Raw genomic sequence first — 14286 nt, forward strand, 5'->3', positions numbered from 1 at the left:
GCGCTGGCGGGTCTGGTGGCGACGGCGGGATCGACCGAACAGGCCGATCTGATCGCTGCCATCGCCCATGTCCACGAAGCCCGGCGCGATCCGGCCGGAGTGTCGAAGCGTCGAGCGGCCGAGGGGACACTTCCCGGGTTCTTCGACCCGCTGTGGCCCGACGGCGATCCGCGCGGGCCGGCGCTGCTGGCGGCCTCGGCCCTGCCTGCCGATCTGGCGGCGGTGGCGCGAGAGGGCGAGGCGGCGTCGGGGCGCAGCCCCACTCTGAACCTGGCCCTGGCCCTGCTGGCGCGGCGGCTGGACCTGCCCCGCGATGCGGCGGCGGACCTGATGCTGATCGGGCGGCTGGTCGGCTTGCTCGGTCATGCACTGGATCAGGTCATCGACGGCTCGCCTATCGCGGCGCGGTTGCGCTATGTGGGGCCGAGACCGACGGCGCAGTGAGGCGACCCCGGCGATAACCTGAGGGGTTCATGGCGGACTGGCTGGCGGCGATCATCCTGGGTCTGGTCGAGGGGCTTACGGAATTCATTCCGGTGTCCTCGACGGGCCATCTGTTGCTGGCCAAGAGCGTTCTTGGGCTGCAGGGCGACAAGTGGGACACCTTCATCGTCATGATCCAGCTGGGGGCCATCCTGGCGGTCGTGGCGTTGTATTTCGGGCGACTTTGGAAGGTGCTGCTGGGGCTGCCCGGCAAGGATCCGGCGGCGCGGCGGTTCGCGATCTCGGTCCTGCTGGCGTTTTTCCCGTCGGCCCTCATCGGCCTGCTGTTCCACGATTTCATCAAGACGGTGCTGTTCAATCCCACCGTGGTCTGCGTCAGCCTGATCGTGGGCGGCATCGCCCTGATCGCTCTGGAGCGGTGGGCGCCGCAGCCGCGCGAGCATGACGCGATGAAGTTTTCGGCGAAGACCGCGCTGGGCGTCGGCCTGTTCCAGTGTCTTTCGATCATCCCGGGCGTGTCTCGCAGCGGGGCCACCATCGTCGGCGGCCTGCTGCTGGGCGTGGACAAGCGGGCTGCGGCGGAGTTTTCGTTCTTCCTGGCGATCCCGACCATGGTTGGCGCGTTCGGCCTGGATTTCTGGGAAAGTCGCGAAATGCTGACCGGCGACGTCCTGACCCTGATCGCCATCGGCTTTGTGGTGTCCTTCGTCAGTGGGCTGATCATCGTGAAGACGATGCTGGATTTCGTGACCAAACATGGCTTCGCGCCGTTCGCCTGGTGGCGGATCGCGGTGGGGGCCGTGGGACTGGCGCTGCTGCAAGCCGGCCTGATCGGATGAGCACCGTCCGGCCCGTGCTGGAGGCCGTCTGCGCTCACGTCATGGCGGACCTCCCCGCCATCCTGGCCCAGCGCCGGACTGTGACCTGGAAGCCGGACGGCAGCCCGGTGACCGACGCCGATGTGCGTCTTGAACGCGAAATCCACGCCCTGCTGGAGGGGCGGCTGGGGTCGATCAACCTGGTCGGCGAGGAGAGCTATGATGTGGCGGCTGCCGTCGGCGCGGCGTCCTGGACCGCCGTGCTCGATCCGATCGACGGCACGGAAAACTTCTGTTCTGGCCTCAAGGAGTGGGGCGTGTCCCTGTCGCTGTGGCGCGACGGCGGTCACGAGGGAAGCCTGCTGCTGCTGCCCGAACTGGGCGAGCGGATGATGACGGGGGAGCCGATCGAGCGGCACGCCTCGCGGATCACCGGCTTTTCGTCCTCGATCACGCCGGAACTGGCCCAGCAGTTGGTCGGGGCAGGGGAGGCGCGAATCCTGGGGTGCGCGGTCTACAATCTGTATAATGTGGTGCGCGGGTCGCTGGCGCGGTTCGCCAACCCAAAGGGTGCCAAGAGCTGGGACGTGATGGCCGGGCTGATGCTGGCCAAGGAGCACGGATGCGACGTGACGGTGGAGGGGCGACCCTATGACGGATCCTATCTCGAGCCTGATCGCCGACATCGCTTCGACATACGCCACCGATACGATCTTCATCCTGGGTAAGGGCCCGTCGGTCGACCAGATCGACCCCCGGATATTCTCCGGCGCCCTGGTCATCGGCCTGAACGACGCAGAGCGGATCGCGCCGGTCGATATCAGCGTCTTCCATGACGGCTGGGTGGCCGAGAGCGTCGCCGACAACGGCTTCAAGTCGCGGGCCTATGTCACCTCGACTTCGATGACGGCACTGAACCGCACGGTCATCCGGCTGGATCATGCGCCGCTGAGCCAGGAATCCAGCGACCTGATGATGCAGCGGTTCCAGGCCGGACAGCTGCAGATCGAGGACATTCTTTTCATCACCGCTCTGCAGATCGCGCGGCGGGTCGCGGCGCAACGGGGTCGGCCCCAGACGGTCTATATGGTCGGGCTGGATTTCCAGTACGACGCCGGCCATGCCTATTCCGGGCGGATCGGTGCCGACTTCTCGCATGCGGTCGACGAAGAGCGGCGACTGGTGTTCGGGATGCAGGAGTATTTCTTCCTGAACGCCCTCTATGTGCTGAAGGGCTCCGAACTGGACGTCCGGCACGTGGGTGCCAAGAGCTTCAGCGCCCTGTCGCCGACCGAGCTGAACCACGCGTTCGGCGGCGGTGCCGATCAGGACCGGCCGGCAGGTTCCGGGGTGGCTGTGGTGGCCGAACTGACGACCAACCATTTCGGCGATCGGCTCAGGCTCGAGCGCATGATCCGGGCGGCACGGGCAGCGGGCGCGGACTATGTGAAGCTTCAGAAGCGCGACGTCGACAGCTTCTACAGCGCCGAGCAACTGGCGGCACCCTATGCGTCACCGTTCGGCAAGACGTTCGGAGACTATCGACGACAGCTGGAACTCGACCGCGACGACTTCGAGTTCGTGGCGGCAATGTGCGCAGAGCTGGGTCTGGGGTGGTTCGCCTCGGTGCTCGACAGGCCGTCGTTCGATCTGATCGCGGCGCTGGAGCCGGCGATGGTCAAGCTGCCTTCCACCATCTCCGAACACCGGGATTTTCTGGCGGCGGTGGCGGGGTCGTACGAGGGGACCATCGTGCTGTCGACCGGCATGACCGATCAGGCCTATGAGGACTGGGTGCTGGAGACCTTCACCCGGTGCGAGCGGCTGGTGCTGATGCAGGCCAACTCGGCCTATCCGACCCGGGCCGAAGACTGCAATATCGGGGTCGTGCGCCACTATCACGAGCTCTCGCGGACCGACCCCCGCATCGTGCCGGGCTATTCCAGTCACGACTTCGGCTGGATGGCCTCGGCGCTCGCGGTCGCGGCGGGCGCGCGGATGGTCGAGAAACACGTCAAGCTGGGCAACACCGACTGGGCCCATTTCGACGCAGTGGCGGTCGACCTGACCACGCCGGACTTCAAGGACTATGTCGATCACATCCGTCAGGCCGAACGGATCGTCGGCCAGGAGAGCAAGGCGATCACCGACAGCGAGCATCACAAATACTGGCCGGTCAGCGCATGAGCGAAACGTCGAACGTCATCGCCATCGTGCCGGCCAAGGGCTGGTCCGGACGGGTGCCGAACAAGAATTTCCGCCCCTTTCACGGCGAGCGGTCGATGCTGGAGATCAAGCTGGAGCAGCTTCGCGCCGTTCCGGAAATCAGCGCCATCTATGTATCCAGCGACGTCGAGGCAGCGCGGGATGTCGCCGAAGCCAACGGTGCTATCTTCCTGCCGCGCGACCCCCGGCTGACGCTGGACACCACGCCATGGTCCGAGGTGCTGTGCGGGGTCCTGGAACAGGCGCCCGTTCCGTCCGAGAACCAGGTCGCCTGGGCCCCCCTGACGAATCCGCTGTTCACCCGCTACAGCGAAGCCATCGCCATGCTGGGGACGCCCGCCGTCGACGGCAGGGGCACTGTCGACAGCATCATGTCGGTGACCCGCCAGCAGCATTATTTCCTGAACGCCGACTTCCTGCCGGTGAACTATCAATGGGGGGTGTGGGCCAGCTACAGCCAGTTGCTGAAGCCGCTTTACCAGATGAACTGCGCGCTGTGGCTGGCGCGCAAGGGCGACATGATCCGCAATCGGTTCCAGGTCGGTGACAGGCCGGGCTTCCTGGTCACCGATCCCATCGAGGGCCTGGACATCGACACGATGGACGAGTTCGAGATGGCGCAGTTCTTCTACGCCAAACGGTTCGGCGGATGATTGGCACCGACATCGTCGTGGACGCGGACCTGCTGGAGCGGTTCCGGCAGGCGCGGGTACTGTTCTCCTATGACCGTGACGAGGTCGCCGCGGGTGGGGGCTGGCTGGCCGGTCTCGAGGCAATCCGCATCGCGGGGCCGATCACGATCGAGGGCCCCTGCGCCTTCTATGGCGGGCCCTATGCGCCGAGCCGGTGGGCGCAGCCGGGCGGGCTGTGCACGATGGGCGCGGCCTCCTATTCGCATTCGCCGCTGCCGGCCGGGCTGAGCGTGGGGCGGTACTGCTCGATCGGGTGGGGTCTGAGGTTCATCGACTTCGCTCATCCGACCGACTGGGTCTCGACGTCGGTGGCGTTTTTCAAGCCCACCGACACGCCGTTCGTACCGCCGCTGCGCGATGCGCTGGACGCCGTTGCGGCCGAGGCGGGGGCGGGGTTCGAGCCGAAACCCTTCGCCTCGAGACAGGGGCTGGAGTATCCGGTCATCGGCCACGACGTCTGGATCGGCGATCAGGTCGCGCTCGGCCTGGGGATCACGATAGGGACGGGTGCCGTCATCGCCACCGGCGCCGTGGTCACGCGAGATGTCGAGCCCTGGACCATCGTCGGTGGCGTGCCGGCCCGGCCCATCCGCCAGCGGTTCCCGGCCGAAACCGTCGCGCGGCTGAAGGCCTCACGCTGGTGGGACTACGCCTGGTTCGCGTTCGATGGCCTGGACCGTACGGATCCGCTGGCCTTCGCCGATGGCGTGATCGCCCGCGTCGAAGCGGGTCTGGAGCCGTGGAGACCGGACACGGTGACGCTGGGCTAGAGAATGAACCGGCTGAGGTCGGCATTGCGGGCCAGGTCGCCGACCTTCTCGCGGACCTGATCGCCGTCGAAGGTCAGGGTCTGGCCCGACAGGTCCGAGGCCTTGAAGCTGGTCTCCTCCAGCACCTTCTCGATCACGGTGACCAGGCGGCGAGCACCGATGTTCTCGACCGCGCCATTGGCGGCGACGGCGGCGTCGGCCATGGCTTCAACGGCGTCTAGGGTGAAGATCAGGGTCACCTCCTCGGTCGCCAGCAGGGCCTGGTTCTGGCGGATCAGATTGGCCTCGGGCTCGGTCAGGATGCGCACGAAGTCGTCGCGGGTCAGGGCCTTGAGCTCGACGCGGATCGGCAGCCGTCCCTGAAGCTCGGGCAACAAGTCGCTGGGCTTGGCGACGTGGAAGGCGCCCGAGGCGATGAAAAGCACGTGGTCGGTCTTCACCGGTCCGTATTTAGTCGAGACGGTCGTGCCCTCGATCAGGGGCAGCAGGTCGCGCTGGACCCCTTCGCGTGACACATCGGCACCGCCCCGGTCTTGCCGCCCCGCGACCTTGTCGATCTCGTCGAGGAAGACGATGCCTTCCTGTTCGGCCAGATCGACGGCCTCGCGGGTCAGGCTCTCCTGATCCAGAAGCTTGTCGCTCTCCTCGGTGATCAGGGGGGCGACGGCGTCCTTGACCGTGGTCTTGACTGATCGGGTCCGCCCGCCGCCCATCTTGCCCAGCATCTCGGACAGGTTGATCAGGCCGACATTGCCGCCGCCGCCCATGTCGAGACCGGGCAGGGTGGGAGCCGCATCGGCCATCTCGATGTCGATCTCCTTGTCGTCCATCTCGCCGGAGCGGAGCTTCTTGCGGAAACGGTCGCGGGTGGCGGGGCCGGAGCCGGGACCGACCAGGGCATCGAGGATGCGGTCTTCGGCGGCCGCCTCGGCCTTGGCGCGGACGCCGGTGCGCTTCTGGTCGCGGACCATGATCAGGGCGGCCTCGACGAGGTCGCGCATGATCTGATCGACGTCGCGACCGACATAGCCGACCTCGGTGAATTTCGTGGCCTCGACCTTGAGGAAGGGCGAGCCGGCCAGCCGGGCCAGGCGCCGGGCGATCTCGGTCTTGCCCACGCCGGTGGGGCCGATCATCAGGATGTTCTTTGGCGTGACCTCGTCACGCAAGTCGGCCGGCACGCGCTTGCGACGCCAGCGGTTCCTCAGGGCCACGGCGACGGCGCGCTTGGCGTCGTGCTGGCCGACGATGAAGCGGTCGAGTTCGGAGACGATTTCGCGGGGAGACAGATCGGTCATGACGATCAGATAGGGCACCGATGCGTCCTGCGGGAGGGGGCAGGGTCATCGCAGCCTGTCCAACGGCGCGCCGTTCGCGATCGGAGGTGTTCATCGGCGTTTCGCGAACGGACAGGCACCGCCGTTCACGAAGCCGGGCCGGTCATCGCCGCAAGTCCGGTGGCGGCGCGTCGAAGGCGGGGGGATGGTCGGGACATCGGAGCCCGGCGGTCGGGTTCCTCCACACCGCTCTTCACAAGGATGCCCGTCATGATCCGTTTCGCTTCCGCCGCCCTCGCCGCCGCCCTGCTGGTTTCGGCCCCCGCTCTTGCAGAGACGGCCGCCCCCACCACCATCACCCTGGACTTCGACACCGCCGCCACGACCGGCAAGGTGATGGTGGTGCTGTACAACTCCGAAGCCGCCTATTCCGGTGGTGCGCCGGTAGCCCAGGCCATGGTCGATGTCGGGGCGGGCCAGCACAGCGCCACATTCGCCGACCTGCCCGCTGGCGACTATGCGGCCAAGAGCTTTCACGACGTCGACGGCGACGGGAAGATGAACACCAACCCGTTCGGCATGCCGACCGAGCCCTTCGCCTTCTCCAACAATGCGCGTGGCAACATGGGGCCGGCCCGCTGGGACGCCGCCCACTTTGCCGCCTCGGGTCCGGTGACCCAGACGATCGTGCTGCGCTGAAGGCACGGACTTCTCCCTCCCCCTGCGGGGGAGGGCAGGCGGCGCAGCCGCCGGGTGGGGCGGCAAGGCAATCGAGCGCGGAACTCGCCTTGCCCACCCCGCCCGGTCTTCGCTGCGCTTCGACCACCCTCCCCCGCGGGGGAGGGAGACACACCCACAAGATTTGGACCCCCTGCCATGACCGCCACCCGCCGCAACATCCTGATGGGCGCAGCCGCCCTCTCCGCCGCCGTCGTCACGCCCGAGATGGCGCGCGCGGCCGCCGCCCTGAACGTCGCCGATGACGCCGGGGCCGCCGACTGGGCCTTGGCGACGCGAGATCTGGAAGCGGACGTTGCGCCCCGGGCTATGCGCCGCATCCGGGGACGTGCCCCGGCCGGGCTGGAGGGGACGCTGTTCCGCAACGGCCCCGGCAAGTTCCGCCGCGCGGGCGGATCGGCCACCCACTGGTTCGACGGCGACGGCCTGATGCGGTCCTTCGACATCGCTGGCGGTCAGGTCACCCTGCGTGCCCGGTTCGCCGACACCAACAAGCGCCGCACCGAGACCGAGCTCGACGCCGTGGTCACCCCCGGTTTCGGCACGCCCGGCCGCACCGGTGCCCGGATCGATTCGGTCGATGACGCCAACTGCGCCAATACCGCCGTCATGGTGGCGGGCGACAAGGTCTGGGCCCTGTGGGAGGGCGGGTCGCCACTGCAGATGGACGCCGAGACCCTGGCCACGGAACAGTATGTGACCCTGAAGCCCGACCTGAAGGGCATGCCGTTCCAGGCCCATCCCCGGTTCGATCCCGACGGCACCGTCTGGAACGTCGGAGCGAACGGGGCGCAGGTCATCGTCTGGCACCTGAACATGGGCGGTGACCTGATCGAGGCCCAGGTCGTGACGCTGCCGCGGGCCAGCTATTTCCATGATTTTACGGCGACCGACCGGCACCTGATCTTCGTGCTCCAGCCATGGATTCACGAGCGCAACGGCATGCCGTTCACGACACAGTTCGGCTGGCGGCCCGAGATGGGGACGCAGGTGGTGGTGCTGGACAAGGCCGACTTGACCCGCAGCCGGGTCTATGAACTGCCGACCTTCTCCTTCTTCCACCTGGGCGACGCCTGGGCCGACAGCGACGGCACGATCCAGTTCGATGTGGCCGCTGGCAAGGACATCGAGTTCGCGGTCGAGGGGGCCCGGGTTCTGGTCGAGGGGCGTGGCCGAGTGCCCGGCGAGCCGACCAAGCTGGCCCTGGTCACCCTGCACGCCGACGGGCGGGCCGAGATGGTGTCGAGCGGGATGACGGGCGAGTTCCCCCAAGCCAACCCCCGGTTCGCCGGGCTGAGACGCAGCCTGACTGTCCACACCGCCGGCGAGACGACGGGCCGGCCCCTGCCGACTGGCCTGGCGGTCCAGGACTGGTCGACGGGGCGCGCCGACGCCTTCCACTTCGGCACCGGTCACGTGGTCGAGGAGGCGGTGTTCGTGCCCCGTCCGGGCGGGACCCGCGAACGCGACGCCTGGCTGATCGTGCCGTCCATCGACCTGGGGGCGGGCGTCACCCAGTTGCATGCGTTCGACGCAGGGAATGTGTCCGACGGGCCGCTGGTGACCTGGGCCGCCGATGTGGCGCTGCCGGCGGGATTTCACGGGGCTTGGCGGGGTTGACTGTCCCGCTTCCGGCTAGAGGAGATTGGTCGAAGACGCCGCTTCTGGATCGGCCATAATGTGCGGGCTCGACGAGGCTCCTTCCGGAAGAGCCACCGGTTCGGGTGCGTCTCGCAGAGCTAGATCGTAGTGACCGCTCGAATAGGCGATCGATCCCCAGCGCCTCACGGTGTGGCGGATGGGACCGTAGTCGAAGTATCGGGGTCGACCGCTCAAGGGGCAGAAGTGACCGACCAGGCTCTGTCGGGTCAGTTCGGGTCGTGTGACCGGCGAGCCGCCATGGGCGAGGTCGGCGTGCCACACGAGGATGTCGCCCTTACGAGCCAGAAAGGTCTGAATGCCGTGTTCGCTGGCCTCCGCTTTCGACCGAAGAAATTGGCTCCATTCGTCATGGGTCGCATCACCGTCAACGCTGCGATCCCAGTGCTTGCGATCCGGCCCAAAGTCCCAATCGGGCAGCCGGTGTGAACCCGGCGAATACATCAGTTCGCCGGATCCGGCCTGCACATCTTCAAGCGCGATCCAGCAGGCCGCCAACTCCATCGGCCGATTGAGCACGACATAGGCCGTGTCTTGATGCAGGCCCTGCTGCGACCCCTGGTCGAAATTCAAACCTTGGAACAGCAACGGATCTTCATCGAAGATAAGACGCAGAAACCGAACGAGCTCAGGTGAACTGAAGAGGTCCAACGCCTGTCTTAGGGGAACATAGGCGTCAACCACCCGGCTCCCCAACCGATCGACAGCCTCGGTCAAAGGCAGGGTCTCCTGACTGCCGTGTGATTGAAACAGAACGTCAGGATTCCCGAAGCGGAACGATCGCGCGATTTCGGCCTGGAAAGCATCAACCGCCTCCGGCGATGCTGCTTGCTCCAGGATTATATATCCGTCCCGGACAAAGCGCTCCAAACGATCCTTGTCCTCTTGGGAAAGATGGCGATCGGCCAGGCGCTCGCGCCAGTCCTCGGCGTCAATCCACATGCCGCCATGCTTGGAGTGGTACACGGTATTGCTCATCGGGCGGCTCCAGGCGGTCGCTGCGTTGGTAGCTCGCTCGATCTGAGCGAGCAAGGCGATTGGCGTCCTTCGATCCGATCAGATGATGCGTCTCGCGCGCTAGGACTGCTCGATTCTCCCGTCAGCATGAGAGCGCTTTGAAACGACCGATCGCTGGTCTAAGTAGCAGCCGATGAAGATTTATCCCGTGATAATGTGCGGTGGGTCTGGGACCCGTTTGTGGCCGGCGTCGCGACCGTCGAAGCCGAAACAATTCATACCGTTGGCGGGTAATCGGTCGCTCTTCCAAGAGACCGTGCTACGGGTCGAGCCCCTTGTCTCTGACGGCAGCCAGTTGATCATAGTTGCGGGAGTCAGTCACCGCTCATGGATCGTGGAGCAGCTCGAAGAACTGGGGATCGGGGCACACGTTCTGCTTGAGCCCGAGGCGCGGGACTCGGCTGCAGCCATGGCCGCAGCGGCGGCATGGACGGAGATCAGGGACCCCGAGGGAGTGAACGCCTTCGTCGCGTCCGACCATCACATCACGGATAATTCCAGCTTCCAGGAGGCCGTTCGGGTGGCCGCCGGAAGCGCGCGGCTTGGCCGGGTGGTGACGCTTGGCGTTGCGCCGACAGAGGCCTCGTCGGCTTATGGCTATATCAAGCCTTCGGGCCACGGACTGTCTGACGTCGATCGGTTCATTGAAAAGCCCGATGCTCCGACTGCCGCCGAGTACATCGCCGCTGGCTACTTATGGAACAGCGGCAACTTTGTCGTCGCTGCCCAGACACTGCTGTCAGAGATGGCCATTCACGCCCCGGCTGTCGAGCAGGCGGTGCGCGCCGCCCTGCCGGTGGCGAATGGTCAATCTGTCGAGGTTCTCACGGAGGCTTTCAGCAGCGCGCCCAAGATATCCATCGACTACGCCTTGATGGAGAAGACCCGGCTGGCGTCCGTGCTTGAGGTGCATTTTGCATGGTCTGACCTGGGTGCATGGGACGCGATCGCAGCAAGTGGCGAGGGGGATACCGGGCAGCACATCTTCGAGGACGCCGAAGGATGTTTGGCCCGTTCGTCCGACGGAATCATGATCGCGGCGCTGGGTGTACGGAACCTAGCCATCATTGCTGAGAGGGACGCGGTCCTGGTCTGTGATCTGTCGCGGTCTCAAGACGTGAAGAAGATCGTGGAGAGGCTGAAAATCACCTCGCCCCAGCATCTCGACTTCCTGCGACCTGTTCCCGAAGGACTGGGTGAAGGTGCAAAACGGTTCGCCGACTGGCTCCGCGTACGCGCCCTGCCGACCTGGGCCACGCTGGGTCAGTCGCAAGACGGTGTGTTCGCCGAGGTCATCAGCCTGGATGGCCGGCCTGTGGCCACGTCGCGCCGAGCCCGCGTTCAGGCCCGGCAGATTTATGTTTACGCTCAGGCCGGGTTGATGGGGTGGCAAGGGCCGTGGCGGCGGGCAGTCGACACAGGGGTCGAGCGTCTGATCTCGGACTACCTGCGCAATGACGGACTATGCCGCACGCTGTTGACGGCCGAAGGCGCCCCGCTGGATGAAACCGCGATGGTTTACGACCAGGCTTTCGTGATGTTCGCCCTCGCCATGGCGAAGGCGGCGGGAAGTGCGGACGCCAGCCTGGAAACCCGGGCGGTTACTATCCGGGATGCGCTTCGCGGCCGGGCTCTGGCCAACGGCGCGCTCATCGAGAGTGGAGATGACGCCTATCAGTCCAACTGCCACATGCATCTGCTCGAGGCGTGTCTGGCCTGGGAAGAAGTCGGCGGCGACAAGGCCTGGGCAGAGCTTGCCGACCAGGTGGTTGCCTTGGCCCGTACAACCTTCATCGATTCAGAGGGTGGCTTCCTGCGCGAGTTTTTTGCAGCGGATTGGTCACCGGCAGCCGGCGAGGCCGGTCGCCTGGTCGAACCCGGCCACCAGTTTGAATGGGCCTGGCTCATGGCACGTTACGCGCGCGCTCGCGGTGATGCCGGAGCCATGGCCGTCGCTCGCACCCTGTACGGACATGGCGTCAACGGTGTGGTTGAAAGCTTGGCGGTCGCTGTCGATGGGTTGAACGAAGACGGAACCATTCGCAGCCGTCGGGCGCGTCTTTGGCCACAGACCGAGTGGCTGAAGGCCGCCCTGATCCTGGCGGATGCCAGTCAGGACGCCGAACATCGCGCGTATCTCGAAGACGCTGCTGCGGCTCAGCGCGCGCTCTGGTTCTATCTGACCGACGATGGCTTGTGGCACGACAAGCGTTTGCCTGATCGATCATTCATAGAAGAACCTGCGCCGGCCAGTTCCTTCTACCATATCATGGCGGCTTTCCGTCAGCTGGCCGATAGTGAGGAGGCCGGTCTGGACGCCCTCGATCTAGCCTGATCGAGGCCCCGGCGAGGCCCGTCAGGCAAGACGCTCGAGTCGGTCAGGGGACCAGGTCGAGAAATCCAAGTGGTAATCCTTGACCGATGCGTAACGGCTCATGTTCCTCAACGCCGACAACACGAAGCCGTTCGATTGAAAGAGTTCGGAAAACGTCCAGTAGTAGCGGTTGCTCATGAACCGGATGAGCCTGCCGATATCAGCTGCGTCCAATGTCGGGGCGTCGTTCAGGTCCTTCGCCTCGCGCACACAGTATCGGTGATAGGCTGACTGACCCAGCGATACCACCGGCTTGCCCGCAAGCAGGCCCATCAAACCTACTTTGGACGATACTGTGACGACGGCGTCGAATGCGGGAACAAGCGGGTCGGAGCCGTGGCTGAACAGTTCGAGTGGTGGCTGCACCATTTGATCCATGCAGTCGGTCAGGAAGGGTGCGACGGCTCTCAGCGACGGATCGCCTGGATGGTATGACGCGACCCCGACCCATCCCGGCGGCAATGCCGATATCGAGCTCATCAGGACACTGGATGCGCTTTTCCCGTTGCAGGAGCCCTCGACGCCCAGCAGATCGGCATGTTGCAGCGCAATCAGTGCCAAGCCTGTGTCCGCAAGTCCCTGATGCTTTCGCCACGCTTGGAACGCGGAGCGCTTTTCGGAGGCACCGGCTGAGTTGAACACCATGTCGGTATGTCTCAGCGTGAGCGATGTAAGGACTTCGGAGGCGACGTTTTCACTCAGGATTTCGGTCTTGGCGACATTGAGAACGCTTGTCGCGCTCAGGCCGCATCCGTCGAGAAACGTATTATATTGCCCGTCGCGCCGACGGATGTGCGACAGGTCGTGATGGAGTACCAATCGATCGTCAAACACTTGACGGATATAGGGATTGTCCGTTCCGCAAATCACGACGTCGGCGTCGAAACTCCGTCGCAAATCCCGCAGGGCGCTCAACATCGGGCCATTCGCCAGGGTATCGCCAAACATGTCGCGTGAGTAGTCACGGGTTTCGAAATCAAACGGCGCTAGCAGTGCGACCGGATCGATTTCAAAAAACTCGATGTCTGCCGTACCGCCGTGCGCCTCGACCTGAGCCAGATACTCGCGGATCAGCCACGGGCTGGTGGCAAGAGCATAGGTGACACCAGGATCGCCATTAGCGTTTATGATGCAGCGGACGAAGTTGCAGTGCGGCGAAAGGAAGAGGGCGTCCCGGTGATAAATGACAGGCTCAATGTAGAACAATATCCGCATCGGTGGTCCGGTTTCAAAGGCCGCGAGATTTGGTCGTCGAATAGCTTTGGTTGAAACCGAGCTAGGGTGCCGTTCCCGTTTTGACCTAGACTTGCTGGGCGACCACTCCGCGCCAGTAGGTCAACAACTTTTCCAGGGTCTCTGGCAGTTGGCGTCGGGGAGTCCAGCCTGTGGCCGCTTTCAGGGCGGCGTTCGAACCGGAGACACGACGCAACTCGCCGGGTCGCAGGCGGTCTGCATCGATCTCGATGCGCGGCGTGGCCGAAGAGAGAGAGATCAATCCGTCGAGCAATCCTTGAACTGGTGCCGGATGTCCGGCGCAGACATTGAACGTGGATCGAGCAGGAAGGCCATTCCGTACCGAAAGAACGGCCACAAACGCGTCGATGAGGTCATCCACATCTCCGAAGTCGCGTTCCACCGTAAGGTCGCCCACCTTGATCACAGGTGGAAGAAGCCCATGCTCGATGCGCGCAATCTGAGCCGCAAATGCAGAAGCTACGAAGCGTTCGTCCTGTCCTGGCCCAATGTGGTTGAAGATGCGTAGCGCGATCAATCGCCCATCCTTGTCCCACAAGTCTTGCAGGGCATACTCGCAGGCGGCCTTGCTGCGGGCATAGGGGTTGGCAGGCGCCAGCGGGCTGTCCTCAGTCAGGGTCTCCTCGGATGAAAACGCGCGGCCGTAGACTTCGGCCGTCGAAGCGAAAAGGAGTGTCGCGTCGGGCCGAACCTCTTTGACGGCTTCGGCGAGTTCGAGCGTTCCGAATAGATTGGTTCGCCAGCCACTCCAGGGCGAGGACAGCGAACTGGCCACGCTCGATTGTGCCGCGAGATGGAGGACGACATCAGGCCGGGTCGAACGAGCAAGATCCTGGATACCCTGCCGATCGTTCAGGTCCAGATTGACCGAATGGACGCCATCATAGGCTGCTGAGTGAGAATCTCGACCACCCACCGCATGAATGATTGCCTCTGGCATGGCTTGGCGCAATCGCGGCAGCAGACGCTGGCCAATAAAGCCGGATGCCCCGGTCAGCAGGACCGAGGGAGGCATGT

13 protein-coding genes are annotated in these 14286 nt (G+C 64.9%); 9 read left to right on the top strand and 4 right to left on the bottom strand.

Annotated elements, in window-relative coordinates; all coding sequences use genetic code 11:
- The 6 genes from JHC99_RS02590 to JHC99_RS02615 form a co-directional block, all read left to right on the top strand.
- Positions 1-444 (top strand): citrate/2-methylcitrate synthase (locus JHC99_RS02590; protein WP_292151907.1); only part of this gene is annotated, 444 nt, incomplete at its 5' end.
- 29 nt (positions 445-473) lie between these two features.
- Positions 474-1283: an undecaprenyl-diphosphate phosphatase gene (locus JHC99_RS02595; protein ID WP_292151908.1), complete on the top strand. Its 810-nt coding sequence runs from the start codon at positions 474-476 to the stop codon at positions 1281-1283.
- The gene (locus JHC99_RS02600; protein WP_292151909.1) at positions 1280-1990 is read left to right on the top strand and encodes an inositol monophosphatase family protein; all 711 of its coding nucleotides are present in this window, start codon (positions 1280-1282) and stop codon (positions 1988-1990) included. The genes JHC99_RS02595 and JHC99_RS02600 overlap by 4 nt, the downstream gene beginning before the upstream one ends.
- The gene (locus JHC99_RS02605; protein WP_292151910.1) at positions 1914-3449 is read left to right on the top strand and encodes an N-acetylneuraminate synthase family protein; all 1536 of its coding nucleotides are present in this window, start codon (positions 1914-1916) and stop codon (positions 3447-3449) included. The genes JHC99_RS02600 and JHC99_RS02605 overlap by 77 nt, the downstream gene beginning before the upstream one ends.
- Entirely contained in the window at positions 3446-4141 is a 696-nt protein-coding gene (locus tag JHC99_RS02610; RefSeq protein ID WP_292151911.1) for a hypothetical protein, read from the top strand. The genes JHC99_RS02605 and JHC99_RS02610 overlap by 4 nt, the downstream gene beginning before the upstream one ends.
- Positions 4138-4950, top strand: coding sequence for a CatB-related O-acetyltransferase (locus tag JHC99_RS02615; protein WP_292151912.1), 813 nt, complete (start codon positions 4138-4140; stop codon positions 4948-4950). Before JHC99_RS02610 ends, JHC99_RS02615 begins: the two co-directional genes overlap by 4 nt.
- On the opposite strand, the gene hslU is transcribed toward JHC99_RS02615, so the two are convergent.
- The gene (gene hslU, locus JHC99_RS02620) at positions 4947-6248 is read right to left on the bottom strand and encodes an ATP-dependent protease ATPase subunit HslU (protein WP_292151943.1); all 1302 of its coding nucleotides are present in this window, start codon (positions 6246-6248) and stop codon (positions 4947-4949) included. The genes JHC99_RS02615 and hslU overlap by 4 nt on opposite strands.
- A 249-nt stretch (positions 6249-6497) precedes the next feature.
- Here hslU and JHC99_RS02625 point away from each other — a divergent pair, with 249 nt between their 5' ends.
- Positions 6498-6926 carry a DUF2141 domain-containing protein gene (locus JHC99_RS02625; protein WP_292151913.1) on the top strand — a complete coding sequence of 143 codons (429 nt, stop codon included), beginning with the start codon at positions 6498-6500 and terminating at the stop codon, positions 6924-6926.
- Positions 6927-7103: 177 nt separating this feature from the next.
- Complete coding sequence (locus JHC99_RS02630; protein WP_292151914.1) at positions 7104-8585, top strand: carotenoid oxygenase family protein; 1482 nt, start codon at positions 7104-7106, stop codon at positions 8583-8585.
- A 15-nt stretch (positions 8586-8600) separates the two neighbouring features.
- Here JHC99_RS02630 and JHC99_RS02635 read toward each other — a convergent pair whose 3' ends face one another.
- Positions 8601-9602, bottom strand: a complete 1002-nt coding sequence (locus JHC99_RS02635; RefSeq protein ID WP_292151915.1) for a phytanoyl-CoA dioxygenase family protein — start codon at positions 9600-9602, stop codon at positions 8601-8603.
- A 193-nt stretch (positions 9603-9795) separates the two neighbouring features.
- Between JHC99_RS02635 and JHC99_RS02640 the strand changes: the two genes are divergently transcribed.
- Positions 9796-11976: an AGE family epimerase/isomerase gene (locus JHC99_RS02640; RefSeq protein ID WP_292151944.1), complete on the top strand. Its 2181-nt coding sequence runs from the start codon at positions 9796-9798 to the stop codon at positions 11974-11976.
- Between the two features lie 21 nt (positions 11977-11997).
- Here JHC99_RS02640 and JHC99_RS02645 read toward each other — a convergent pair whose 3' ends face one another.
- Positions 11998-13230, bottom strand: a complete 1233-nt coding sequence (locus JHC99_RS02645) for a hypothetical protein (protein WP_292151916.1) — start codon at positions 13228-13230, stop codon at positions 11998-12000.
- Between the two features lie 85 nt (positions 13231-13315).
- Positions 13316-14284, bottom strand: coding sequence for an NAD(P)-dependent oxidoreductase (locus JHC99_RS02650; RefSeq protein ID WP_292151917.1), 969 nt, complete (start codon positions 14282-14284; stop codon positions 13316-13318).
- Positions 14285-14286 lie beyond the last annotated feature (2 nt).

The organism is Brevundimonas sp., assembly GCF_016463485.1.
Taxonomy (GTDB): Bacteria; Pseudomonadota; Alphaproteobacteria; order Caulobacterales; family Caulobacteraceae; genus Brevundimonas.

What these genes read in the sequence shown, in the direction of transcription:
- JHC99_RS02600 (WP_292151909.1), top strand. Translation starts at nt 1,280, where the DNA reads ATGAGCACCGTCCGGCCCGTGCTGGAGGCCGTCTGCGCTCACGTCATG.
- JHC99_RS02610 (WP_292151911.1), top strand. Translation starts at nt 3,446, where the DNA reads ATGAGCGAAACGTCGAACGTCATCGCCATCGTGCCGGCCAAGGGCTGG.
- JHC99_RS02595 (WP_292151908.1), top strand. Translation starts at nt 474, where the DNA reads ATGGCGGACTGGCTGGCGGCGATCATCCTGGGTCTGGTCGAGGGGCTT.
- JHC99_RS02615 (WP_292151912.1), top strand. Translation starts at nt 4,138, where the DNA reads ATGATTGGCACCGACATCGTCGTGGACGCGGACCTGCTGGAGCGGTTC.
- JHC99_RS02650 (WP_292151917.1), bottom strand. Translation starts at nt 14,284, where the DNA reads ATGCCTCCCTCGGTCCTGCTGACCGGGGCATCCGGCTTTATTGGCCAG.
- JHC99_RS02635 (WP_292151915.1), bottom strand. Translation starts at nt 9,602, where the DNA reads ATGAGCAATACCGTGTACCACTCCAAGCATGGCGGCATGTGGATTGAC.
- hslU (WP_292151943.1), bottom strand. Translation starts at nt 6,248, where the DNA reads ATGACCGATCTGTCTCCCCGCGAAATCGTCTCCGAACTCGACCGCTTC.
- JHC99_RS02640 (WP_292151944.1), top strand. Translation starts at nt 9,796, where the DNA reads ATGTGCGGTGGGTCTGGGACCCGTTTGTGGCCGGCGTCGCGACCGTCG.
- JHC99_RS02605 (WP_292151910.1), top strand. Translation starts at nt 1,914, where the DNA reads ATGACGGATCCTATCTCGAGCCTGATCGCCGACATCGCTTCGACATAC.
- JHC99_RS02630 (WP_292151914.1), top strand. Translation starts at nt 7,104, where the DNA reads ATGACCGCCACCCGCCGCAACATCCTGATGGGCGCAGCCGCCCTCTCC.
- JHC99_RS02625 (WP_292151913.1), top strand. Translation starts at nt 6,498, where the DNA reads ATGATCCGTTTCGCTTCCGCCGCCCTCGCCGCCGCCCTGCTGGTTTCG.
- JHC99_RS02645 (WP_292151916.1), bottom strand. Translation starts at nt 13,230, where the DNA reads ATGCGGATATTGTTCTACATTGAGCCTGTCATTTATCACCGGGACGCC.